23 protein-coding genes are annotated in these 23,956 nt (G+C 47.1%); 3 read left to right on the top strand and 20 right to left on the bottom strand.

Annotated elements, in window-relative coordinates:
* Positions 1-96 precede the first annotated feature (96 nt).
* Entirely contained in the window at positions 97-990 is an 894-nt protein-coding gene (locus ACJJI0_RS04590; RefSeq protein ID WP_444884871.1) for a LysR family transcriptional regulator, read from the top strand.
* Between the two features lie 117 nt (positions 991-1,107).
* Here ACJJI0_RS04590 and ACJJI0_RS04595 read toward each other — a convergent pair whose 3' ends face one another.
* The 9 genes from ACJJI0_RS04595 to ACJJI0_RS04635 form a co-directional block, all read right to left on the bottom strand.
* On the bottom strand, positions 1,108-2,004 hold the full coding sequence (locus ACJJI0_RS04595) for a TlpA family protein disulfide reductase (RefSeq protein WP_444884872.1): 897 nt from the start codon (positions 2,002-2,004) through the stop codon (positions 1,108-1,110).
* 1,741 nt (positions 2,005-3,745) lie between these two features.
* Positions 3,746-4,495: an alpha/beta hydrolase family protein gene (locus ACJJI0_RS04600; protein ID WP_444884873.1), complete on the bottom strand. Its 750-nt coding sequence runs from the start codon at positions 4,493-4,495 to the stop codon at positions 3,746-3,748.
* 374 nt (positions 4,496-4,869) lie between these two features.
* The gene (locus tag ACJJI0_RS04605; RefSeq protein ID WP_444884874.1) at positions 4,870-5,439 is read right to left on the bottom strand and encodes a dihydrofolate reductase family protein; all 570 of its coding nucleotides are present in this window, start codon (positions 5,437-5,439) and stop codon (positions 4,870-4,872) included.
* 79 nt (positions 5,440-5,518) lie between these two features.
* Positions 5,519-6,262 (bottom strand): DUF899 domain-containing protein, encoded by a 744-nt coding sequence (locus tag ACJJI0_RS04610; RefSeq protein WP_444884875.1) that lies wholly within the window; start codon positions 6,260-6,262, stop codon positions 5,519-5,521.
* On the bottom strand, positions 6,259-6,741 hold the full coding sequence (locus ACJJI0_RS04615; RefSeq protein ID WP_444884876.1) for a VOC family protein: 483 nt from the start codon (positions 6,739-6,741) through the stop codon (positions 6,259-6,261). Before ACJJI0_RS04615 ends, ACJJI0_RS04610 begins: the two co-directional genes overlap by 4 nt.
* 281 nt (positions 6,742-7,022) lie before the next feature.
* Complete coding sequence (locus ACJJI0_RS04620) at positions 7,023-7,649, bottom strand: YdeI/OmpD-associated family protein (protein ID WP_444884877.1); 627 nt, start codon at positions 7,647-7,649, stop codon at positions 7,023-7,025.
* Between the two features lie 192 nt (positions 7,650-7,841).
* Entirely contained in the window at positions 7,842-8,492 is a 651-nt protein-coding gene (locus ACJJI0_RS04625) for a dihydrofolate reductase family protein (protein ID WP_444884878.1), read from the bottom strand.
* 108 nt (positions 8,493-8,600) lie between these two features.
* On the bottom strand, positions 8,601-9,074 hold the full coding sequence (locus ACJJI0_RS04630; RefSeq protein WP_444884879.1) for an SRPBCC family protein: 474 nt from the start codon (positions 9,072-9,074) through the stop codon (positions 8,601-8,603).
* A 314-nt stretch (positions 9,075-9,388) separates the two neighbouring features.
* The gene (locus ACJJI0_RS04635; RefSeq protein WP_444884880.1) at positions 9,389-9,733 is read right to left on the bottom strand and encodes an ArsR/SmtB family transcription factor; all 345 of its coding nucleotides are present in this window, start codon (positions 9,731-9,733) and stop codon (positions 9,389-9,391) included.
* A 161-nt stretch (positions 9,734-9,894) separates the two neighbouring features.
* On the opposite strand from ACJJI0_RS04635, the gene ACJJI0_RS04640 reads away from it, so the two are divergent.
* Positions 9,895-10,383: an SRPBCC family protein gene (locus ACJJI0_RS04640; RefSeq protein ID WP_444884881.1), complete on the top strand. Its 489-nt coding sequence runs from the start codon at positions 9,895-9,897 to the stop codon at positions 10,381-10,383.
* A gap of 211 nt (positions 10,384-10,594) precedes the next feature.
* Here the strand turns inward: ACJJI0_RS04640 and ACJJI0_RS04645 are convergent, their stop codons facing one another.
* The 11 genes from ACJJI0_RS04645 to ACJJI0_RS04695 all read right to left on the bottom strand — a co-directional run bounded on the left by ACJJI0_RS04645 (position 10,595) and on the right by ACJJI0_RS04695 (position 22,989).
* Positions 10,595-10,930, bottom strand: coding sequence for a DUF6488 family protein (locus tag ACJJI0_RS04645; RefSeq protein ID WP_444884882.1), 336 nt, complete (start codon positions 10,928-10,930; stop codon positions 10,595-10,597).
* 46 nt (positions 10,931-10,976) lie between these two features.
* The gene (locus tag ACJJI0_RS04650) at positions 10,977-11,525 is read right to left on the bottom strand and encodes a hypothetical protein (protein ID WP_444884883.1); all 549 of its coding nucleotides are present in this window, start codon (positions 11,523-11,525) and stop codon (positions 10,977-10,979) included.
* Between the two features lie 60 nt (positions 11,526-11,585).
* Complete coding sequence (locus ACJJI0_RS04655; RefSeq protein WP_444884884.1) at positions 11,586-12,284, bottom strand: HupE/UreJ family protein; 699 nt, start codon at positions 12,282-12,284, stop codon at positions 11,586-11,588.
* Positions 12,285-12,346: 62 nt separating this feature from the next.
* Positions 12,347-15,502 (bottom strand): efflux RND transporter permease subunit, encoded by a 3,156-nt coding sequence (locus ACJJI0_RS04660; RefSeq protein WP_444884885.1) that lies wholly within the window; start codon positions 15,500-15,502, stop codon positions 12,347-12,349.
* A gap of 9 nt (positions 15,503-15,511) precedes the next feature.
* Positions 15,512-16,741 (bottom strand): efflux RND transporter periplasmic adaptor subunit, encoded by a 1,230-nt coding sequence (locus ACJJI0_RS04665; protein WP_444884886.1) that lies wholly within the window; start codon positions 16,739-16,741, stop codon positions 15,512-15,514.
* Positions 16,738-18,051, bottom strand: a complete 1,314-nt coding sequence (locus ACJJI0_RS04670) for a TolC family protein (RefSeq protein ID WP_444884887.1) — start codon at positions 18,049-18,051, stop codon at positions 16,738-16,740. The genes ACJJI0_RS04665 and ACJJI0_RS04670 overlap by 4 nt, the downstream gene beginning before the upstream one ends.
* 10 nt (positions 18,052-18,061) lie before the next feature.
* Positions 18,062-19,015, bottom strand: coding sequence for a hypothetical protein (locus tag ACJJI0_RS04675; protein ID WP_444884888.1), 954 nt, complete (start codon positions 19,013-19,015; stop codon positions 18,062-18,064).
* Positions 19,015-19,398, bottom strand: a complete 384-nt coding sequence (locus ACJJI0_RS04680) for a BlaI/MecI/CopY family transcriptional regulator (protein ID WP_444884889.1) — start codon at positions 19,396-19,398, stop codon at positions 19,015-19,017. The genes ACJJI0_RS04675 and ACJJI0_RS04680 overlap by 1 nt, the downstream gene beginning before the upstream one ends.
* A gap of 506 nt (positions 19,399-19,904) precedes the next feature.
* Positions 19,905-21,578, bottom strand: a complete 1,674-nt coding sequence (locus ACJJI0_RS04685) for an FMN-binding glutamate synthase family protein (RefSeq protein ID WP_444884890.1) — start codon at positions 21,576-21,578, stop codon at positions 19,905-19,907.
* Between the two features lie 223 nt (positions 21,579-21,801).
* The gene (locus ACJJI0_RS04690; protein WP_444884891.1) at positions 21,802-22,401 is read right to left on the bottom strand and encodes a short chain dehydrogenase; all 600 of its coding nucleotides are present in this window, start codon (positions 22,399-22,401) and stop codon (positions 21,802-21,804) included.
* A 240-nt stretch (positions 22,402-22,641) separates the two neighbouring features.
* Positions 22,642-22,989, bottom strand: coding sequence for a winged helix-turn-helix transcriptional regulator (locus ACJJI0_RS04695; protein ID WP_444884892.1), 348 nt, complete (start codon positions 22,987-22,989; stop codon positions 22,642-22,644).
* Between the two features lie 112 nt (positions 22,990-23,101).
* On the opposite strand from ACJJI0_RS04695, the gene ACJJI0_RS04700 reads away from it, so the two are divergent.
* Complete coding sequence (locus tag ACJJI0_RS04700) at positions 23,102-23,893, top strand: SDR family NAD(P)-dependent oxidoreductase (protein WP_444884893.1); 792 nt, start codon at positions 23,102-23,104, stop codon at positions 23,891-23,893.
* The last annotated feature ends 63 nt before the right edge of the window (positions 23,894-23,956 follow it).

Here is a 23,956-nt window from a genome sequence, read left to right on the forward strand (position 1 = left end):
ACTTACGCCAAACCACTATTGGGAAGGTTAGTTACTTTGATTTGTGCTATAAACATGCTATTTTGAAACTCATTGTATCCATTAGGGACACAATCTGTGTTTCAACAAGCCCATTTGAACGAAATAGTCGTATTTATTGCCGTAGCCGAACACGGAAGCTTTACAAAGGCGGCGGCATCATTGAACTCAACCAAATCAGGCGCTGGTAAGGCAGTTAAGAAGCTTGAGGAGGAGTTGGGTCTTAAGCTATTCAACAGAACCACACGAAGTATCAGGCTGACAGAAGAAGGCAAAATATTTCTGGATGCCGCAAAACATGCGTTAGAAACAATCAATGAGGCCAGGCTTTTGCTGCATGCCAGGAAGGATGAGCCTGCCGGACGATTGCGTATCAATTTGCCAATAGGCATAGGCCGAAATATTGTCAGTGCTTTAAAGGGATTCACGCAGTTGCATCCCAAGGTTACGGTTGAGGTCTCTCTTTCAGATAGCCTGGAGGACGCTATTAAAGGTGAATGGGATGTCGTTGTTAGAATTGGCGAACTAGAGGATAGTTCTTTTATCGCAAAAACATTATGCGGATCTAGACGTATTTTGTGTGCTTCGCCTAAATACCTTTCCCAGAAAGGTAAACCTATGAATTTGGAGGAGCTGAGAGAGCATGATGCTCTTGTTTTCAGAGCGCCTACAGGAAAAGTAAGAGCCTGGTCATTTCGAGAAAATGATGACTCAATTACTGAATTCTCCCCTTCCCCGCTGGCAATTTTTAGAGACGGACGAACACTGATAGATGCAGTAGTCGCTGGTATGGGTATTGCTCAGGTATATGATACTGCTCTTGGTTCTTCTATTCAGACTGGCGAAGTTATTGAGTTGTTTCCTGAGAAAGTAGTACCCGGTCCACCGGTTAGTGCACTGATTCCCAGTGGTAGAGCGATGCCTGCGAAAACGAGAGTTTTTATCGATTTTCTACAAAGCGTGCTGGATTAGGATTTAGGGTGTCAGGTGAAATTGCAGGAAATTTCATCGAAGGAACCCCCTCTCTAGTTCTAGAAAGGGGGAGATTGGCTGACGAAAACCTTCTGCTTGCTGAGTTTAGGCCTTTCGCTAGGCAATACTTTTAAAGGTTGGCTTGTCCTTTTCTAGCTGTGGTACTGAGCCCGCAAAAACGTGCAGGAAAGTCGTAGGATTTGGGCGTCTGCGATAATTGTCGGTCTCATCTCCGAATAGAACCTTGCCACCTTCATCCAGTGCTATCACCGTGGCCATAACGGTATCCTTAGGGTACCCAGGCATTCCTGCAGGAGAACCGCCAATATCTTCAATGCCTAAGGCTTTAGCACCCATTAGGTTGTCATCTTGAAGAATTTCAAAATGACCAGGCAGGTCAAGCTTGTCGGCTAACTTCCTTGAGTTGTCGTAGCCTTGGTTAGAGATAAACTTTACCTTCACATCATATTGCTTAAGTGTCTCAGCATACTTCTTCACTTCTTTTAACTGGTTCATACAAAATGGGCACCAGTTGGCTCTAAAGAACACTAATAGTGTTTTAGATTCGTCAAAAGAGGTGGAAGACACACTTGTTTTATCTAATCGATTAAAGTTCATTTCAGGCAGTTTTTGGCCTTTTGATATAGCTTTACTCTTTTTACGGTTGTAGACGGAGAATGACCAGATATACCAGTGAAGGGATAGGAAGCCCAGGGCAGCAGCTGCAATAGGAATGTACTGAGGCAAGGATATTGGAGCCTGGTTCGAATAAGTTGAATAAGCAACCAGTGCAACTCCTATAAAGTTAACGGCTTGAATAACTGGTAATCTTTCTGACGTTCTTGAAATGCTGAACACATTTGTTAAGACCATCAAGAAAAATGGTAAAGGCAGGGTCGCTAAAAGTGCGCCGACCCAAACCGGATCGCCACCAGATATATAGATCATGATGCCGGACCCTACTCCGCCAAGCATGTTTAATAGAATCATTGGTAAAATAAGTTTTGCTTTCATTTCAAGCTCCTGAAGCGTTGGGTTTATGTCCAAAACTTGCGATCTATCCTAGTACATCACATTGACTCAATAATCAGTTCGAATAGAGAAACAATGTTGCGAAAACGGATACAATTGAATTTATTTTATCGATCTATTAGTTGTGGCTGGCATGAGTAACTTACACTCAGTTCTAGCAGGAATTTAGTATTTCTTAACAAATAAAGGAGCTAGTAAGCTGGAAGAAGGTGTAAAGATGTAGACAAGATCAGACCACGATCTGACAGATCGTCTTGAATAAGAAGGGTTTATCGGTTTTGATGAAAGTGCCTAAACCTAAAAGCAAAACCAAAGATAAACCCCATGATCCATACTAATGATCGCATCATCAAACATTAACTGCTAGGTGATTTCGATTGCAATACCACTCCAAACGTAACTATGCCTTCCAACGTTTTGATGGCGCAACGTTCGCCATCCAATATCAGCCCTCCAAACTGGTTGATCTTCATTCGGGTTATAATATTTGATTGTGGACCCATCCTTGGCAACCAGGATATTATGGAAACCCATTTCATGAGCAGACCCAGGGGAAGGGCCTCGAAACATCATAAAAGCGCAATTGTAAAAGGTGTCGGCACGCAAGTTCCTCGGCATTCCCCCATTACTAGCTGGCTGTATAAGATTTGTAAACAACGCATTATAATCATTTCTATTGGCCGCCTGCGCGAATTGAAGGCACATGTCTTTCTGAGTCGCGTCATATAAAATCCGACCGGTACGCCCAGGGCACTGGGTATTCACATAGTTTCGCACACGCATCGGCGAACTATTGTTGGCCGCCACTAAGGGATGGTCAGCACCGTTTGGCATAGGAGGTAGGTCCGCATTCTGCCATTTGACGGCGTTCCACAGAGTCCCTTCCACAAATGCCTGTGGCCTTGGTGCACGGATATCGTATCCTGACACTGCGATCTCGGTGCAGTGAGCGGCGCAAGAGTTGCCGACCTGGCTGGGTAAAGTTTTTAGATGCAACATCAAAATTTCCTTTTTTGTTATGTCTGATAGTGAGAGTAGTGAATCCAGTGTACCAATTTGATAGGCATAATATATATAACGGAGTGGAAAAGAATAATACGAGTTATTACGTAATCCTCTCCTCGATGACGCTGATTGGCTGTAACAAAATTGAATTGATTACGGCGATGCTGATCGTTGTAACAGCTAACGAATTTCTGTGCTCAGACCCTGGCATCTCGTACATTTTTGCTTGTAGTGCATTACCTGCATTACCCGGTAGAGCAACCTCACTTGAAAGCTGCCTTGCTGTACCTTAATAATGCTGTACTTTTGAATCTACACCGGCCTTTTTTGAGATTTCCTTCTCTATCCGTAACTGCTTACTTTCTCGTCGTAATCGATATAATTTCGAAATTTCACTCAGAGTGCAGTCAAACTAAAGTAACTCATTCTTGAGTAAGTAGCGGCTGCGATGGATTGAGGCGATGATTCCTTGCGGAAGATCTATGCTTACAAAAACAAGGGTTTTCATCGTTTATTTTGAAAAATGAGCTTAATTAAGCTTCTGGATGTTTAATGTAATAAGGGAGCAATCCAAAGGCCATCTGGTACTGGCTATGTTGTTTGATCCAAAGGTTCCTGGAAGTCAGTAAAGCTCAGTTATACAACTTAATCCTTAACAGACGAGTCCATATTTTTATTGGATTCTAAGCTCCAGCATTATTCTCTATTATATGTCGTATTAACTAATGTATCTTTGAGCCCAGGCTCCAATAACATTGCCGACATATTCAGCATCTGATTTCTTCATAAGCAAGTGATCGGCTTTATCTAAGGAAATAAAACTTTTTGGATGGTGCGCGGCGCTAAATATTTTTGCAGCATGATCAATAGAAACAGTGCTATCTAGTGGTGAATGCATAACTAGTAAAGCTTTCCTTAATTCCTTAAGGTTAACCAAGATGTCTGCTTCATTTATATCGTCGATAAACTGCTTTTTAAGTGTAAACTCTCGGCCAGCAAGCACCACTTTTGCCTGTCCTGTTTTATTGATGTTATCGAGCTTATCTTTAAACATATGTTGGATATGTTTTACATCACTTGGAGCGGCTATAGTAACAACAGCTTTAGCTGTCTTTAGCATACCAGCGGCTTTTAATACGGCAGCACCACCAAAACTATGCCCAATTAGCAATTTTGGCGCTTCAAAGCGGTTTTCAATTTCATTGCAAGCACTAAGTAAGTCTTCAACATTAGATGAAAAGTTAGTATTGGAAAAATCTCCATCACTGTTACCTAACCCAGTAAAATCAAATCTTAATACTGATATTCCTTTGCTAGTCAATGATTTACTAATAGCGCTCGCAGCAATGATATCTTTTGAGCATGTGAAACAATGTGCAAAAATTGCATAGGCCTTTGGGTTCCCGGTGGAATTCTCTAATTTACCCTTTAATTCTACACCGTCACGATTTGGGAAATTAAATTCCATAATATTATCCAATATATATTGATGAATTACTTCAACTTTTCAGCATACTTCTTCACTTCTTTTAACTGGTTCATATTGAGGTAAAGACGCCCCATTGTCCGCTCCAGTTACTTCAACTATTGCATGGACCTACAAAGCCGCATTCGACTTTGCCAAAGTAATTAATGCTTGTATCGCCTTCTATCCGAATCAAGTGGTAACCGAAAAGGTTGAGGCCTTATTATGACAGTATAAAAATTGGTGATTACACCGGTATAAGATAGATGGCTATTTGAACTGTATCAATCAATCCATATGACTGCTGGAATATAGGAATTCCACGGATTTCCGTGAAGGCCTAATGCCCTTAAAGAAAATAGAAACTTTGCGATTTGTTATACTTCTCCACCTTTCTGCAAGCACTTGTAGCGAAGGATCACCCCGCCCGATTTAAGGGCGTCCGCCCGCATGAGTTCAAAATTCTTCTGGATGGCGTCAGCTTTGAAGAGAGGTGAGCCTGCTCCAAGCACGATGGGGGCAAGGCATATCCTGTATTCGTCTACCAAGCCCCTTGCGAGCAGAGTAGCTACAAGGTCTGCGCTTCCGAAAACGAAGATATCTCTCTTCCCTGTCTCCCTCTTCAGCGCGCGAACGTGTTCGCCGGCCTCGCCTTTTAAAAGGCGAGTGTTTGACCAATCGGCGGTTTCAAGTGTACGAGTGATGACAGCTTTCTCAAGTGAGTTCATCATGTCCGCAACCGCCCCCGTTTCATTCCTCCAATGACTGGCCATCCCCTCATAGGTGCAGCGTCCAAACAACAAGGTGCCGATTTCATCGCCCTGCTGAAGAGAGAAAGCTTCTAACTCGTCGCCCCACACTGTTCCGTGATGGTCCAACGCCCAGGGCGCAGTGCCTTCAAAGTACCCGTCCAACGTCATCACATTCCAAACAACTAAACGCCTCATATCCTGTTTCTCCTAAACAAGCGATTGAGTAGATGAATTCTTCCCTTTGTAGCTGGATGATGTGTGGCAGGCACCCGTATTAGCCATATTCGTTGTGTCTACGCCACCAATGATATGGCTGTGTCTGCTGAGTGCCGTCGGGAGCCGCTTCCCAGTTTTCCTGGCGGCCGAGCGGTGTGAGATCCAAAAGAGTCCACACCGTGCCAAGTGTTTCGACACCTCGGCCGTTAGTGAAATAGGTTCGATAGAGGTCCTCTCCATCGCGGAAGAAAACGTTGATACCAAATCCGGTAGCCACATCTAAATCAGCGTTGAAGCTGTCCTTGGTTTCATACCAGGGGATGGCCCAACCCATACGTTTCTTGAATGCCTCTATCTCAACGATCGGCGCTTTTGACACAAAGACGAGAGAGGTGTCTCGGGCATGCAGATGGGCAAGATGAGGGATCTGATCGGCGACCATGCAGCAGCCTTCGCATGGGCTGGGATCAGCGGGCTTCAACATATGGTGGTAAACGATGAGTTGTGAATGGTCATCGAACAAGTCAGCCAGAGTCGCAGTGCCCCCTGGACCCTCAAAGGCATAATTTTGTTCGATCTTAACCCAACCCGAATACCGTCGTTTTTCTGCCAGCCGGTCGTGGGCACGGGTCAGCTCCTTTTCTGCTTTGCGGAGTTCAGCGAGTTCATCCTTCCAGGCCTCCGGTAACAGGATCTGCCGGACTACTCCGGAGATCTCCTTAGTTTTCCTGTTCTGAATTAAAGCCATAATCAGCTCCAGATCTTGAGTGAAGTTGAGAAGAGTACTTCCCCATGAACTCATACTTCCTCGGCGGCTGCCTCTATCGTGGCGATATCGATCTTACTCATGGACATCATCGCCTTAAAGGCACGCTTCGCTTTGTCACGATCAGAGTTCGTTGTCAGATCCAGAAGCTGTCTTGGTGTAATTTGCCACGAGTGGCCCCAGTGATCCTTGCACCAACCACAGGCACTTTCTTGTCCACCATTACTGATGATCGCCTCCCAGTAGCGGTCGGTTTCTTCCTGATTCTCCGTGACAACCATGAAACTAACGGATTCATTTGGCCTGAAATTCGGACCGCCATTCAGACCAATAAACTTGCGCCCGAGTACGGTAAATTCGACAGTCAGTTCACTGCCTTCCTGACCGCCAGGGTAGTCGGTCGCCGCTTGATTAACACGGTCGACATGACTATCTGGAAAAGTTGCAGCGTAGAATTCCGCCGCCTTCTTTGCTTCGCCATAGTCAAACCACAGGCAGTTTACGAGTTCGGTCATATGTATTCTCCTATGCTTTGGGCAGTATGCGGTCTCTCAACCGTCAGCTTTGAAGGTTGCTGCAATGCGCTCCATATCGTAATCGCGCCCGCGTTCAGGTTCGATAAAGACCCCTGCCCCTTCGGTGTTTGTAATGAATGGCGGTCTCGGTACCCTCCCGAGGAGGATGTTCTGTTACCTCACTCAGCATGATAAATATCGTCTAGAACTGCTTAGCCAAGTCTGCGCTATGCCAAAGGTCGCTCGGGATCGATGCGAGTTGTTCATCGATGCTTCGTTTTTTATCGCTCCATAGCGCCTTTGCCTGAAATTATTTTGCTGCGGAACTTGGCTATTCTCGAAACCCGTGTAGCCGGTTTCTTGGCTGAATTTAAGTTGAAGGCATAGCTTCGCTGGCGCCCTGGTGTTAATGCATGAAACGCTTCTGCAAGCTCGGGGTCGGCATCCATGGCTTCAACCAGTTCATCTGGGAGCTTGATATCGCGTTCTGCTTTTGGGGGCTTAATGCCGGCTTTGGCATATCCCTTCGCTTCCTCGATGTAAGCCCGTATAACTGATTCGAGCTTTGTCACTTGGTCGTTGGATTTCAGGGGGATCATATGTGGGTGTTGGGTATTCTCACCAAGCTTTTGAAGTAAGCCTTTGGGGTCTTTCAATAACGCCGCATCCATAAAGCTAATGAGGAATTTCTCTCGAAACGCTCCAAGGATGACAATATTCCGACCGGCGAATGTGTAGCAAGGCTGCCCCCATTTTACGTGCTCTTCCAGATCCATGCTCTGGCATATCCGGCGTAACTTATTAAGGCCGGATTTCCATTTCTGGGTCGAGCAATCAGGCGTTGCAAAGCGTTCACAACGTCCACAACCTTTCGAAAAATAATCTGCGATATCTGAAATCATTGCCATAACCGGTTGTCCCGTACGAGCAAAGTCCCTGCCACTATCAAACTATCATTTTTCCGGAGTTAGATTTTGATGTCCTCTCCCCTACGGCTTCTGCCTTTGAACCCTCGTAATTTAGCAACTATGGCGTTCCATATTTATCTGTGAGTTTTGATCAGCGTCATAATATGCCAGTTTGCGATTGGGCTGCCGGCGTTAATCTTGTTGAAGCGAGAAGTCTCCAGTGGTGATACTTCCATCCCGCATGTAAGTTACGCAAATAGCGCCACTATCTGTCGTCGTAGATTGCTGTACATGGAACCCCAAAGGGATCACACCAGCACCGAAGAGGCGCTTTCCTTTGCCCAGAACCAAGGGAAAAATCAGCAGTTTAAACTGATCTACCAGGTCTGCTTTAAGTAGAGTCTGAATAAAATTGGCACTGCCCGGAACCAGCAAGTCAGGACCATTGATAGCCTTGATTTCACGAAGTCGTGCGACCGGATCATCGCCCAGCCATTCGCTGCCTTCCCAGGTAAATTCAGGTTTCGTGCGCGAGGCCACATACCGTATTGTACTGTCAATTTTTTGGGCCATCTGGATTTCTCCATCATCAACACCCTCAGGTGGAGGGTCAGCAGCTACTTTTGGCCAATGAGCAGCAAAAATATCGTAAGTCCGATGGCCAAGCAGGAGTTCGAATGGGGCTGCGAAGACATCTCCCATAAATTTACCTACATCTTCATCGAAATAAGGTACCACCCATCCACCATGCTCAAAGCCCCCTGAAGTGTCCTCCTCTGTACCACCGGGAGCCTGCATCACGCCATCCAGACTAACAAATGTGTTTACAATTATTTTTCGCACACAGTTCTTCCTTGGTGATTTTGTTGATCAAAATGGCGTCTCGAGTTGTGCTTAGGCTATTGCTTTCAATCACCATTGAGACTTGAAGAGATAGCTTATTGATCTTCTTTATTCGACTTCCACCCTTGTTGCCTCCAGGTAAGCGGAGAGATTAGAAAGAGCGCACTGCCATCCATTGCGTGTTCCGTCGATCATTCCCAAACCGACCAAAGAGGTGATCTGTATCGTCACCTGGAGTTCAGTCGCGCGCTTATTTTGACTAATCGCCACGGTGATCAAAGAGGCACTCAATAAAGAGTCGTCGGTATACACACGCTCGGTAAAAAGCAGGCGATGCGGCTTACTGATGTCGTAGTAGTGTGTTTCGACTCGGAATTGCAGATCATTCTTTTGGCCGCACCGATGTACGTCAAGGCCTCCGACGCGAAAGTCGTTTTCAATAAACTCGACTGCCTCATCCTTAGAAGGTGCCCCCCATATTGAGCGGGCTTTTGGGTTTTCCCATGCTGAAAAAACCTGTTCTGCTGGTGCTTTGATTGTTTTACTGATGGATATGGTGTCGTGCGATAACTGTTGGCTCATGCTAGTCCCTTTGCTTAATGGCAGTTCCCAGGCTGTCAACTAATAGTTAGCTGATTGGATAACTATAAAAAGCAATAATAGTTAGGTCAATGGATAACTTACTAGTGGCGTAAAAGAGTAAGAGAATTGACCTCTATCTGCTCAAATTGAGGTGCAATGGCATAACAACTATGATCGGCAATGTCATAGGGGGGGGGAGGTAGGTGAGTCGATCACACCCTCCATTTTTTTAACAGAAGATCAAGTAGTCGGCTATTGGAATGGAGGGGGGACCTACAGGGTTTGTAATATGGCGCCCTGTGTCTCTATCGTACTCAGTCATCCTGTCCTTCAGCGCCAAGTGCTTCGACAAAGCTCGCCATTCTTGCCATCCGGCCTTCCCACTGGGCCGTCTGTGTATTAATCCAAGTTTCTGCAGCTGTCAGTTGCTTCGGCTTGATCTCGCAGGTTCGTACGCGCCCAATTTTCTTGGATCGGATCAAACCCGCATCCTCCAGCACACCAATGTGCTTCATGAATGAAGGTAGTGCCATTTCAAACGGTTTAGCGAGCTCGGTGATTGATGCCGGTCCGCTAGTCAGGTGCTGAATGACAGCGCGGCGCGTTGGATCTGCTAAGGCTTGGAAGACTGTATTCAGATTTTCGTGATTGTTACCCATTTGACTAAGTATATAGGTGTAAAATCGTTAGGCAATGGCCGCGGTTTGCTAATGCCCGTAAAAAACACCCTAACAAAAGTGCTTCATCTCCTCCCTAAAAGATATGTTTTAGTGTTAACAGAAAGCAGGAAACCTCCTGATAAAAAGAACAAGGTGCAATAGTGATCGATTTTTCCTATCAAGCGGACGTTCAAACCAAGCCTATCTCCTACACCGTTAGGGCAACACCGGAAGAAGTCTTTACTGCCTGGGTTACGCCGAGCATGGTTGAAAAATGGTGGGGGCCTGACGGTTTCACTACGCGTGTGCTCAACCTCACGGCAGAGGTTGGCAGGAGCTTTGCTTTTGAGATGACAGCTCCAGACGGCAGCTCTTGCGTAATGTCTGGAGTATATCGTCGTGTCGACAGGCCGAAGTTTCTAAGTTTTGAGGTCCATAAACATTGCAATCTCAGCTTGCCACATGGCACCGAACCGCAAAAGAATTCGTCATTGGTCGAAGTAGTGTTCAGAAGCAGTGAGCTTGGCACTGTCGTTTCGCTTACGCATACACTTCTAAACCCTGACTACGCAGAGCTGGCAGCGATCAGTTGGGCCCAATCACTTCGATGTATGGAGGCTCGATTTTCTGGATCGGCAAATCTGATCTGAGATGGCAAGGTGTCTTGATGGCAGTCATGAGTCTGTGCACATCTTACACGCTGTCTAATTTGATATTACCAACCACATGCGCATTTAAGGCCTTAAATTCTTCATAGCGTTTTCGGACGTATAAAGTTCGACCAATATGCCTATCAGGTGTGTGAAGAATTTTCATTGAAGGCAGCGGCTAATTTACCGCTGCCAGAGTATGTCTTATCAGTTAGAGGTTCTGCACTTTAAAAGTCAGAAAGTAACCTTCGGTGCTTAAGAAAACCTGCAGCTGCTGATTCAGTACACCACCCTGCTCTTTTGCTGTAACAACCCACTGGCGCTGATTGTTAACACGCTGCATAGCTGCGCTGAGCGGCTTGTCAGACCAGGACTCGTTAAGCTTACCCTCTTTGATTAGGCGAGCGACTTCCTGGCTGGCGATGCCTTTGGCTTCTACCATGGATACAGTGGCAAAATTGTCTCTCTCATGGTCACCATGGGCGAAAGCAAGATTTGCGAAGCCTAAGGTAACTGATACACAGATGACTCGAATAAGTTTGTTCATAATACTCTCTTTCTTCTCGGTTTTAGCGAATGTTGATTAAAAAGCGTTACTGTTTGAGTCCAATAACCTCGTAGAACCCCTTTGTTTTTAGAGTGATCTTCACAGATTCCTGACCGTTATTCTTCCAATACCAGCCATGGGAACCATCAAAAGGCGTGGTGAGGGAACCACTCATTTTATTTGCGGTAGCAATAGCAAAGCTCTCAAAGTAGCCGGTAGTATCGCCTGTGGGTTCGCCGTGAAAATCAAAGTAAAGTTCACCACTCTCCGTTACCCACTCATATTCCAAATGACCGTATTTATCCAATTGAAATTTGTATTCAATTCCACGACCAGCGGGCACTTCAATAGTTGTAGTGTCAGTCCGATAAGCAAAGGACTGCTCGCCACGCTGCACTACTTCTGGTACCGCAATTTCCTGCTCTTGACTGTTTAATTCAGTCAGCCCCAGTGCACTGCCGATTCCAGTAGGATCTATATTGTATTCAGCTGGCAGGATTACTGTGGTCAACATAATGGCTGCAAGCACGCCAGCAGCAAGTGTGGATTTAATCAGTGTTTGTGCAGACTGCACTGGCATTTCAGTTGTATTCATTCTGTAAGCTCTAAATCTGAGTTCTTTCTGTTCAATTAACTTAATAAAGTCACTTTCTGGCTAACTACCTACGAAGTAGCCTGTCATCTGGTAACCCACCAACATCAGTCCACCACTCATTAGTAAGGTGTTTGTCATAGTGGAAAAGCGCAGAAAACTGTCAAAGCGACGCCAATAATTGATGGCGAGAAGAATAAACAGCAGCGCAAAAAACTGACCAATTTCTACTCCGACATTAAAGGCCAGAATGTTCTCCACCAACCCATCGCTGGACAGCTTGAATTCCTGTAATTTGGTTGCCAAACCAAAACCGTGGAAGAGTCCAAAAATCAGTACGGCAGCCTTGGTATTAGGCTGGAAGCCAAAAACCCGTTTGAAGCCGCCGAGATTGTCGAAGCCTTTATAGACAATGGATAATCCAATAATGGCATCGATCAAATAGGCATTCACATGGGTGTCGTTAAGCACTCCAAATAAAAGGGTTAAGCTATGACCGAGCGTAAAGAAGCTTACATAGATAAGAACATCTTTTGATCGATATAAAAAGAAAATGACTCCCACCAGAAACAGCAGGTGGTCATAGCCAGTCACCATATGCTTGGCGCCAATATATAGAAAGGGAATAATAGATACCCCTTCATTACCGGCAAGAAAAGTCTTGGTAGCATCGTCCACTCCATGGGCAAATAGCGGCATAGATATCACCATACCTGCTATCAGCGCCATCAAGCCGAAAACTGTTTTTAAACTATTGTGCAACGTTACTATCTCCCGTTATTAAAGTTCTAAATTCTTGTGAACCAAAGCGCACACAGGCCCAGTTAACTGGCTCCAGCCAGAGCCACTTCAGGGTTATCTTGTAAGCTCTCCGACTTGGCATTCCTGCCATGTAAAATTCTGTAGAGTGCCGGCAATACTAAAAGTGTCAGGATTGTTGATGAGACAATACCGCCAATAACCACCGTAGCCAGTGGGCGCTGTACCTCAGAGCCAATACCAGTATTCAGGGCCATGGGCACAAAACCGAGTGAGGCAACCAGTGCAGTACTAATGACCGGACGTAAGCGGATCAGGGCGCCCTCAATAATGGCCTTTTCTATGCTGTAACCTTGGTCTCGCAGGTCGCGAATAAAGGAAACCATCACCAGGCCGTTAAGGATGGCAATCCCGGAAAGTGCGATAAAACCAACGGCTGCGGAAATGGAGAAAGGGATATCCCGCAACATTAAAGAGAGCACACCGCCGGTTAATGCGAGGGGTATACCGGTAAAGATAATTGCCGCATCTTTTATGGAGCGAAGCGCCAGCAGGAGAAGCCCCATAATCAACACAAGGGTCAGCGGCACTACAATCGATAAGCGTTCAGTAGCAGACTGTAGCGTTTGATAGGTTCCGCCGTATTCAACCCAGTAACCGGGTGGTATTTCCACTTTATCGGAAACGGACTGCTGTACATCAGTAACAAAGCTACCCAGATCCCTACCCCGCACATTGGCCGTTACCACTACCCTGCGTTTACCGTTCTCGCGGAAAACCTGATTGATACCGGCAGTGAGTTCCAAGCTGGCAATTTCCTCCAGGGGCACATAGTTGCCATTGGGTCGATGAATCGGCAGTTTCTTTAGCGCATCCAAATCCTGGCGCAATACCTCTGGCAAACGCACAACAATATCGGTGCGGCGGTCTCCTTCATAAAAGCGGCCAGCAACCGTACCTCCCAGGGCGGTTGCCAGCTGCTCCTGTACTTGGCTGATGGCCAGCCCATACTGGGTTAGTGCGGCTTGGTCAGGAACAATGGCAAGAACCGGTAAACCGCTGGTTTGCTCCATCTGTATATCAGCAACGCCTTCTACACTGCCTATAGCCGCTTCAATTTCACTGCCCAAACGCTCTAATTGCTCGAAATCATCGCCAAAGACTTTGATCGCCAATTCCGCACGTACCCCCGCTAAAAGCTCGTTAAAGCGCATCTGGATTGGCTGGAGAAATTCATAGCGGTTGCCGGGGATTGGCTCTACCAGCTTTGCCAGCTCTTCTACTAATTGCTCTTTCGGCTTATCCGGATCTGGCCACTGAGACCTGGGTTTTAGGATAATAAAGTTATCGGCAACACTTGGGGGAACGGCATCGGTAGCCACTTCCGCAGTCCCAATTTTGGCGAATACACGCTCCACTTCGGGCAACTCTTTAATCCGCTCCTCCAGGGATTTTTGTAGTGCAATCGCTTGTTCCAGGGATGTGCCGGGAATACGCAAGGCGTGCATGGCAATATCGCCTTCATCCAGATTCGGCACAAATTCGCTACCCATTCTGCTTGCCGTATAGCCGGAAACCAACACCAGTAGCGCAGCAATAGCGACAACCATGCCACGCTGGCGCAGTGCAAACTCCAGGGCCGGGCGATAAAAGCTATTCAGCTTCTCAAGTGCAGGGTTTTTCTTTTCGATCACCGGTTTGCGGAATAGCAGCGCTATGCCGGCTGGCACCAAAGTGATGGAAAGAAACATCGCAGAAAGCAGCGCAATCACCACGGTAATTGCCATCGGATGGAACATCTTGCCCTCCACTCCAGTCAGGGCAAAAATGGGTAAATACACGGCTGTGATAATGAACACACCAAACATGGCCGGGCGAATCACTTCCCGCGTCGATTGAAATACCAGGGTAAGCCGTTCTTTTAGATCTAACTGGCCACGCTCGCGGGCGGATTCGCTGAGGCGTCGCAGACAGTTCTCGACAATAATGATGGCTCCATCCACCAACAAGCCAAAGTCCAGCGCCCCCAGACTCATCAGGTTTGCACTTACGCGGGCCTGAACCATGCCGGTGATGGTCATTAACATGGCCACCGGAATGACCAGCGCAGTGAGAATTGCTGCGCGAACATTCCCCAGCAGCAGGAAAAGAACCGCGATAACCAGCAGCGCACCTTCCATAAGATTGGTTTGGACCGTGCGCAGTGTCTGGTCAACCAGACCGGTACGATCATAAACTGCTGTCAATGTGATACCAGGCGGTAGACTCTGTTTGATTCTCTCTAATTTTTCACCAACTGCACCTGCAACGGTGCGACTATTTTCGCCAACCAGCATGAAAACGGTGCTCATCACCACTTCCCTGCCGTTCTGAGTAGCCGCCCCGGTGCGCATTTCGCGCCCCTCTTCGATCTTGGCCAAGTCGCCAAGTCGAACAGCAACGCCATTCACTTCCGCAACCAGGAAATCCTTCAGTGTCTCTAACGAGTTTGCCTGCCCAGGAACCCGCAACAACCACTGGGCGCCACTGTGTTCAATAAAGCCTACACCGCGGTTACGATTGTTCTCCTCGATCGAGCGAATCAGGTCTTCCTGCGTCAGGCCGAATGCCAGCAGTTTCTCTGGTTCTATAGCAATCAGAATTTCTCTCTTAAACCCGCCGATCGGATTGACTTCCACCACACCAGGTACACGCAGTAACTGCGGGCGCACAATCCAGTCATGCACCGAACGTAAGTCTTTAGGTGTTACCGCACTGCCATCAGCATTGGTGGCTCCGGGTTCGGAGTCCACTGTGAACATAAAGATTTCACCAAGACCTGTGGCGATGGGTCCAAGCTCCGGCTCCAAACCAGCAGGCACTGCACCACGTACACTAGTGAGCCGTTCATTCACTAACTGGCGGGCAAAATAAATATCGGTGCCATCCTCAAAAATCACCGTAACCTGAGACAACCCATACCGTGAAACGGAGCGTGTATAAGCAAGGCTCGGCAATCCAGCCATTGCATTTTCCACTGGGTATGTAACACGCTGCTCAACTTCTTTTGGGGTATACCCCGGTGCCTCCGTATTAATAACCACCTGGATATTGGTGATATCCGGTACTGCATCAATGGGCAGCCGGGTGAAATTCCAAATGCCCAAACCGCATAGTAAGAGCACAAGTGCAATAACCAGCCCGCGATTTTGAATTGAGGTTCTTATCAAGTACTCAAGCATGTCGAACCCTCAGTGATCGTGAGATGCACCGGACTTTTCAATGTCCGCTTTAATGATATAGCTGTTGTTGGTGACATATTCGATTCCCGGTCGAATCCCCCCCAGCACTTCAACCCAATCACCGGCTTCACGCCCTAACTCCAACATACGCACTTCATACTGGTCGCCCACCTTGGCATAAACGACAGTAAAATCGCGAAACGCCTGTAAACCGGAACGCTTGACGGCAAGAGGCACCTCATATTCAGCAACTTGGATATCGCCGTTTACAAAAGAACCCGGTGCGAGGCCTGCGGGAATATCTTGCAGTGACACTCGAACGGCGGTGGCCTGGTTGGGTTTCATCAAAGTATCAATTTGCTTCACTACCCCGAGCAGAGGAGTTTCCAAGGACTTGATATTTACGGAAACGGGCGCGCCCTGGCGAATCTGGGGGCGTGTCGAGGGAAAAACATCCAACTCTGCCAACAATGCAGTATCATCGGCAACCGTTAATAAAACTCGACCTGCGGTCTGTTCACCAGGGTTTACATTGCGCTGGACTACTACACCGGCAATTGGGGACTGAATAGTGTAGGTGTTTAGGTTTTGATTGCTGTTAATGGCAATTAGGGGTTGCGCTTTATTAACGCGCTCTCCCAATCCCACCTGCACAGTTTCTACAAAGCCATCGAAACGCGCACTAATTTCACGAACCTGCTCTGGATCTACAATAAGCCTGCCGTAAGCGCGGCTGGTTTCACTCATCCTGGCTGGGCCAACGGTTTCCGTATCAATTTCCATGGATTCAGCAATACCGGATTCGATACGGGTTCGCCCCTCAAAATTATCGTATTGCCAACGGTATTCTTGCCCCTGGTACTTGGCTGTTAGAGTCACAACAAATGAGTGGGGCTCATAGATCACCATATCACCACGCAGGTAATCCCCCTCAGGCCTGAATTCGATGTGGTCCTCTCCATCTCCAAGCCTTGTAAGAATCACTTTAAGATCAACCTGTTGAGGATTAACCAGCTCTCCATCGTTACTCACCCAAACCCGAAACTCCGGGGGAACACCAGTTTCATAAATACTTAGCTCAACGGCAAAATCACCTTCTCGCAACATGCGCCCACGATTGGGCCCTTTTTCCGGTTCCGCCTCTGCGACAGCTCCGGCCGCATAGACACTGCCGCTGCCACTAAGGATCAAGGAAAGTAAAGCACTGAATATCAGGCTGGAAAAAACTGCGGATCTCATATCTCGCTCTCGCTTATCTGTGCCACTGACAGGCCGGTGAGTTTTTCAATTTCAATCAGGCTAAGGTGTGCGTTGTACTGTGCCTGGAGCAGTGAAAGCTGCGCATCGCTAAGTCCCTGTTGGGCAAGTGCCAATTCCGAGTAGTTATAGCGGCCACGTCGATAGGCTTTTTGCGTAGCGGTGAGCGCTTTATCCAAACTGGGAATCATTTTTTCATTCAAGGCGGCAGCTACGTGGCGGTGATGCTGTAGCCTTTGGGACATCACAAAGAGCTGTGTATCCAACTCAATCTCTTTCGCATTTCTTTCTGCTCGGAAACGATTTTGTTCCGCCCTCAAAGCAGATACCTTGCCGCGATTACGATCACTCTTACCTAGTGGGATTGCGAACCCTGCCACCAACCCATAATCTCCACTCGCTTCGTTGCGACGAATTCCTGTATCAATCCGCCACTGAATGCCCGCTTCTGCACGTGCCAAATCAATTTCCGCCTGCGCCACGCGCTCGCGGCTCATGAATATTTCCAAATTTGGGTTGCTCGCCACCAAGCTTCGCAATCTAGATAAATCAACTTCTGGAATGACACTGGAAAGAGAACCAACTACCGCACGAAAACTGGGCTCTCTGGAGCCCCACTGGGCAGCCAATTGATATCTGGCAATATCCAATTCGTGCTCGACATCTTCCACAGCTAAGAGTCGACGCTGCAAGTCGACTTCCGCCCGAAAAGCATCGGCTTCATTCGTTCTGCCAACACTAACCTGACGATTAATTTCAGCGGCCATATTGCGAGCCAGGTCGACTGCTCTTTTAGCAATTTCTAGGCGTTCCTGTTGCGCCAAGACCTGGAAAAAGTAACGCGCAGTATTAGCGGCAACTTCTAACTCAAGAACCTGCTTTTCGGCCTCAATCACGGAAGTCTTACTGCGTGTAGCCAATACACGTTTTTCTGCGAGATCACCCTGTAATAGCCAACTGATGCCGACTGTTATCTGGGAACTGCCGTTGCCATCGCTGTCCTTTTCCTCCCCCACCCCCTCGGCGGCAACACTAAGCTCCGGGCGTGGTCCAAGCTTGGCGTGCTTGGATAAAGCATCCACAGCCTCAAACTGATATCGGTAACCCGCCAGTTCAGGGTGATTTTGCAAGCTTTTAAGAATTGCCTGTTCATAAGTAAGTCCCGATAACTCCTCGCCCTGTTCTGCCCTAAGGGGTCCACTTAATGCGACTAAAAAGAACACGGCTCCGGCCACAAAAAACCGATCAGCAATCGGTTTTTTAGTTATGACTAAACGCAAACAATTAAACACTTCGACTTCCTTAGTGGGAGAACAGGGTTTCGACGGTGTGGTGGAGCGCATCCACCGAAACAAGGCAAGTGCCTGTAAGAGCCACAAACATTCCAGCTAATAACAAGGGGGGTAAGCTGCGCCCCTTATCATCAGACAGCAAGTAACGAATACGGGCATCCAATTGGTCAAGAGCGAAATAACAGACCATTGCTGAAGTTCTCTCTTTGGGCTGCAACCCATTAGAGATACGGGTTACTTTTAGCAGGGTTTGGGCGATAAAAGTCTCATTCCACCCCTGTCTATGGGCATAAGCATCTGCACGCTGCTCCATACACAGCGCCATCTGTCGATTCAAGTAATTCCCCAAACGCGTAGGGAAAAAGCTGGCAAACAAAGCGAATATTAATTTCTTCAGAGGATCAAATTTTTGCGCATGGGCTTCCTCATGCAGGCGTACCACCTCAAATTCTTCCGCTGTTAACTGGTCTCGCAGACCGCTGGTATAAAACCCTTGCGGACGGAGCAGACCACTGGTGAAAGCTTGGGGACCCTGAGCCTGGATAATGCTCTGATCAGACTGATCCCTTTCGCAAAGTTGCATTAACAAACGGAGCTGGGCCAAATGGCGATGAGCTCGTTTAAAACTTTGAAACACCAAAAACCCGGTAAGAAAAAGAAATGCAATGGTAAAAACACCATGCCAACTGTAGAGGTTAAAAGCATTGATATGGTGCCAGTGCGCCAGTGATGCAACGCCCCCCAAAAGGCTGGGGAATGCCAGGATAACAGCGGCAGTGGAAGCCGCGAACCACGGCAGCAATACCGCACTCCACAGCAGTAAACGCCGGCTACAGGCAGACAAGCTAAGTGAATACCGGGAAACGGAAAGGCTGGCAGCTGATACCAGTAAAATACCGACAAACAGGCCAAGTGCTGCAATAGTCAGCAGGTTTAGCCAGAGTGCAACCTGCCCCAAAATCATTAGCGATCACCCTGCTGGCGCTTAATCTTCTGGCTTTCGATCAACTGCTCCAGCTGCTCCAATTGGCTTTCGCTTAACTCCGATGAGATGGAGGTAAATGCGGCTACCAACCCGTTCTCATCATCAACGAACTCACGAGTAACGTCTTGAATCAGTTGCCCGACAAACTCGTAGCGTTCCACTGCCGGGCTGTATTGGAATGCATGCCCCTGCTTCTCCCGGGACAGCAAACCTTTCTTGAAGAGACGCTCCAGCGTGCTTTGGATGGTATTGAGAGATCCTCCACGGGCCCGGCTCAAGTCCGAGTGGACCTGTTTGGCATCCGCAGACTTTCTATCCCAGAGATATTGGAGTACCTGTTTCTCAAGATCACCGAGTCGCATAGACCATTATTCCAACTGTTAAAATCATTCCTTAAATGATGGTAGAGCGGCAAAAACCGATCGTCAATAGGTTTTTAAAATAGAGAAAGAAACATGATCAAAGCCCCTTTCGGGCTCCAAATCACTTGAGCTAAGTTACTTTAATCAAAGGCTAAATCAGCTCACTACATTTAGGACTCTTGTCCATAAATCGCTCCGAAAGCCCCATGGGGCGAGCCATGAAGAGCACATCTGCTGCATCGCAGTTCTTGCAAGGGGCTAAGTCCGTCCGTGTCGAGATGCGCTTAACATCTACAGCCTTCAAGGCTTTGCGAAATTATTCAGAGTCTCCCAAGATTTCATATAAATTCGCTCGGTTAAATTTCCAACAACAGTGTGCAACATGTAACTTTTTGAGAGGTGATTGATTAAAGTCGCGACTTTAATCTCACTGGTTAAGACCGTTTATTTCAGGAGCCTCAGGTCTTGGATCCTTGGTACAACAGTTTGGGGGGCATGATCCCTGGTCAACTGAGCGCAAGCTCAGCTGTGCCGGCCTCGCTTTCCGAATCGATACCGGCTGGGCCGTTCTCGGTTGGATCAAAGCTGTCGGCACGTGCCATGCGCCAGGCCCGGGCATAGAAGCCCCCCTCGTCATGTGCCCTGAGCAATTCGCCAGGCTTTAGGTAGACGTGGATTTGCGAAAATAGCTGAACTTCTGTGCCACCGGTACGGCGTACTAGGTGTTTTCCTTCTAGCTGTGCTGGATGCTCTAATCCGGCGGCGGCTAACATCTCGGCCAGGGTACTAAGGGTGTTGTTGTGGAAATTATGTACCCTGTCGGCTTTCTCCGGCACCACCAGGGCTCGCTGTCGCAGCTTGTCTTGGGTGGCTACGCCCGTGGGGCACTTGTTAGTGTGGCAGGATTGGGACTGGATACAGCCGATTGCAAACATAAAGCCGCGTGCCGAGTTGGCCCAGTCGGCCCCTATAGCCAGCACACTGGCAATATCGAACGCCGAGATTATCTTGCCGCTGGCACCTATCTTGATCTTGTCTCGCAGGTTCAGGCCGACCAGGGTATTGTGGATAAACAGTAGGCCTTCGCGCAGGGGCACGCCGATATGATTGGTGAATTCCAACGGTGCTGCTCCAGTACCCCCTTCCTTGCCATCTACCACGATAAAATCTGGCAATATGTCACTTTGGAGCATGGCCTTTGCGATGCCCATAAACTCCCAGGGGTGTCCGAGGGCCAGCTTAAAACCCACTGGTTTACCGCCGCTAAGTTCCCTCAGTTGTTTGATAAAAGCCAGCAACTCAAGGGGGGTAGAAAAGCTGCTGTGGCTCGAAGGTGAGATGCAGTCCTCGCCCTCAGGCACGCCGCGGGTGGATGCTATCTCCGCAGTCACCTTGTGCCCAGGTAGGATGCCGCCATGGCCAGGCTTGGCGCCCTGGCTGAGTTTTAGCTCAATCATCTTAATTTGCGGGTTACGAGCCTGTGCCTTGAAGCGGTCTGGATCGAAGCTGCCGTCCTGGGCTCGACAACCAAAGTAACCCGAGCCTATTTCCCAAATCAGATCGCCGCCGAACTCGCGATGATAGTGGCTGATGCTGCCCTCCCCTGTATCGTGGGCAAAGTCCCCTAACTTGGCGCCCTTGTTCAGGGCCCTGATGGCGTTGGCACTGAGGGACCCAAAGCTCATAGCGGAGATATTGAAGATCGAGGCCGAATAAGGCTGGCTGCACTGAGGTCCCCCTATGAGCACCCTGAAGCTCTTGTGCTCTCTGACCTCCTTGGGGCGTATGGAGTGATTGATAAACTCAAAACCAGGTTCGTAGACGTCAATCAAGGTACCAAAGGGTTTGGATGCATTCTCATTCTTGGCCCGGGCATAGACCAGAGAGCGTTGGGCCCGGGAAAAAGGCAGCTCGTCTTCTTCTCCTTCTAACAGATACTGGCGTAGCTCTGGGCGAACACGTTCCATGAGATAGCGAATATTGCCCAATATGGGGTAGTTACGGCGTACCGCATGGGATTTTTGAATCAGATCGTAAATTCCGAGGAGACTCAGAAGGCTGCTGATTGCGGCAATAGACCAGAGCCAGGAGTAAGAGTCCAACAGAGGCAGGCTGACGATAGTCGTGAAAACACAACAGCCAAAAAATGTATAGCGATTGAGCAGGAATAGTTTCATCATTGTATTTCGTACAGGCTATTGCTGTTTTCTCTCCTTGAAGAATGTATTTTCTACCAGCTCGGAGTCAATCGCATTTACGTGGATATTCTATGTAGTTACTTCACTAACTCACGTCTTGATCAATCTCGCCAAGAAAAAGGTAAGGTATCAATTAATACATAACCATCAATAAACTGCATATCATCGATATAAAAAGTCTCACAATAAGTTTCAGTTTTGAGAGTTATATATAATCCACTACGTCAAAAGACTGCCCAGTTTCATTGGTTAAAACTGCATGACGATACGCTTTTGCAGTGTCCGACGCTGAGATGCCGCTAGAACTATCCATACCCATCATATCCATGGTTTCTTTCACAAAATGTGGACTAACAGCATTCAAATGAAGCTTATGGCCGAGTTCCAACGCTGTGGCTTTCACAAAGGATTCAATGGCCCCATTCACTAGGCTGAGTGCAGAACCGCCCCGCATAGGATGTTGAGCCAAAACACCTGAAGTTAAAGTGATACTGCCTCCCTCTCGAATATAGTCACGGCCAATTTGGAAAATACTAATTTGCCCTAACAACTTACTGTTGATAGCTGCCTTAATTTGATCGAATGTCAGTTCCTCAACTGGCGCAAAAACTGCATTTCCTGTGGCTGAAACTACGGCGTCAACTTGGCCGACTTTCTCAAACATGGCCTTGATAGATGCCCTGTCCTCAATATCAACTCTGTAGTCGCCTTTGCTGTGACCTACTTTTACAACTTCATGGTCTTTAAGTTCAGCCACAACTGATTTACCAATGGTTCCGTTAGCGCCAATCACTACAATTTTCATGCTATAACCGTCCTTAGTTTGTTAATTAAAATATTCAGCTATTCTTTGGCCATAATGGAAAAGTTGTGCCTGTAAATGCACCACGCTAAAGGTTTTAGTGTAGCTACTAATCAAATGGAATCTTGTGTTCCGGTTTACCTTCAAACTCAACTCCTATCAGATAGCTTGCGCAATATATATTGGAAAACGCAGTGAAATGGTTTTGATTTGGATGTGAATATGATCCTTGTAGGTAATTTTTCATTGTGAGTTCATTTGATCTATCTCATCTTGCAGTTTCTCCAATTCCTCCAATACATTTAAAAATTTTTCACCAAATTTTGTAACTGTGTATTCAACCCTGGGAGGAATCTCGTTATAGCTCACGCGTTCCAAGATACCAAACTCTACGTTTTTACGGAGACATTCATTAAGTACTTTTGCACTCAGACCCTCCACACTGCGTACCATCTCTCCTGGTCGATTTATTTCCAAAGCCAGCAAACGGTAGACTGTAAGCGACCATTTACAGCCATAGATAGTCTCAACCATCCGGGCGCTTTGCTTTGGTGGCGCCTTTCTTAGGATTTTCTTTTTGTTTGGTTCCATAAATACTTACCAAAAAGTAACTAATACACCGAATTGTACCTACTTTTCATCAGGGCTTTGCTTTGCCTAGACTACTTGCACGCTATCTACATTATCTTATCGAGGAAAATTTGTGAACGAGACTATAGTTGAAGCTAAAGACAAAGATAGACGTGAGTTGGCCCTTGTTGTGGGAGGATCAAGTGGAATTGGGCTAGCTACTGCGGAGCAGCTGATAAAACAAGGGATAACGCCCATAATCGTTGGTAGTAAGGAAGCAAAGCTAAAAAAGGCAGAGGATTATCTATCTACCTATGGTGAAGTGAAAACGCTCCAGGCAGATCTTTACCAAGAAAAAGATGTCAGTGCCCTCATTGAGCTTATCGAGAAAGATGAAGCTCATTATCGATACTTGGTAAATGCTGCGGGTTATTTCAACCCCAAGCCATTTCTATTGCATGAAAATGATGACTATGACAGATATCTAGAAATCAATCGTTCGTTATTTTTTATTACCCAAGCTGTTGCGAGGAATATGATAAAGCATGGCTCTGGTAGTGTAGTTAATATTGGTTCTATGTGGGCCCAGCAAGCAATTAAAGTCACTCCATCTTCAGCATATTCAATGGCAAAGGCTGGGCTCCATGCCCTAACCCAGCATTTAGCCATGGAGCTTGCCGAGTACAACATAAGAGTTAATGCAGTCTCTCCAGCAGTCGTGAAAACACCAATTTATGAGAACTTTATTGATCCTAATGAAATAGATGAAGCACTATCCGGATTTGATTCTTTCCACCCTATTGGGAGAATTGGTGTGCCAAATGATGTTGCAAATGTTGTTAACTTCCTTCTAGGTGAAAACTCTAGTTGGGTTACCGGTGCAATTTGGGATGTAGATGGTGGTGTAATAGCTGGAAGAAACTAACAGATATCTATTAAGTTATTCTTTGTGAAGATAAAAAGCTCAAGTATGCCTAGTTAAATACTG

Source organism: Microbulbifer mixtoriginis (SeqCode) (assembly GCF_052466695.1).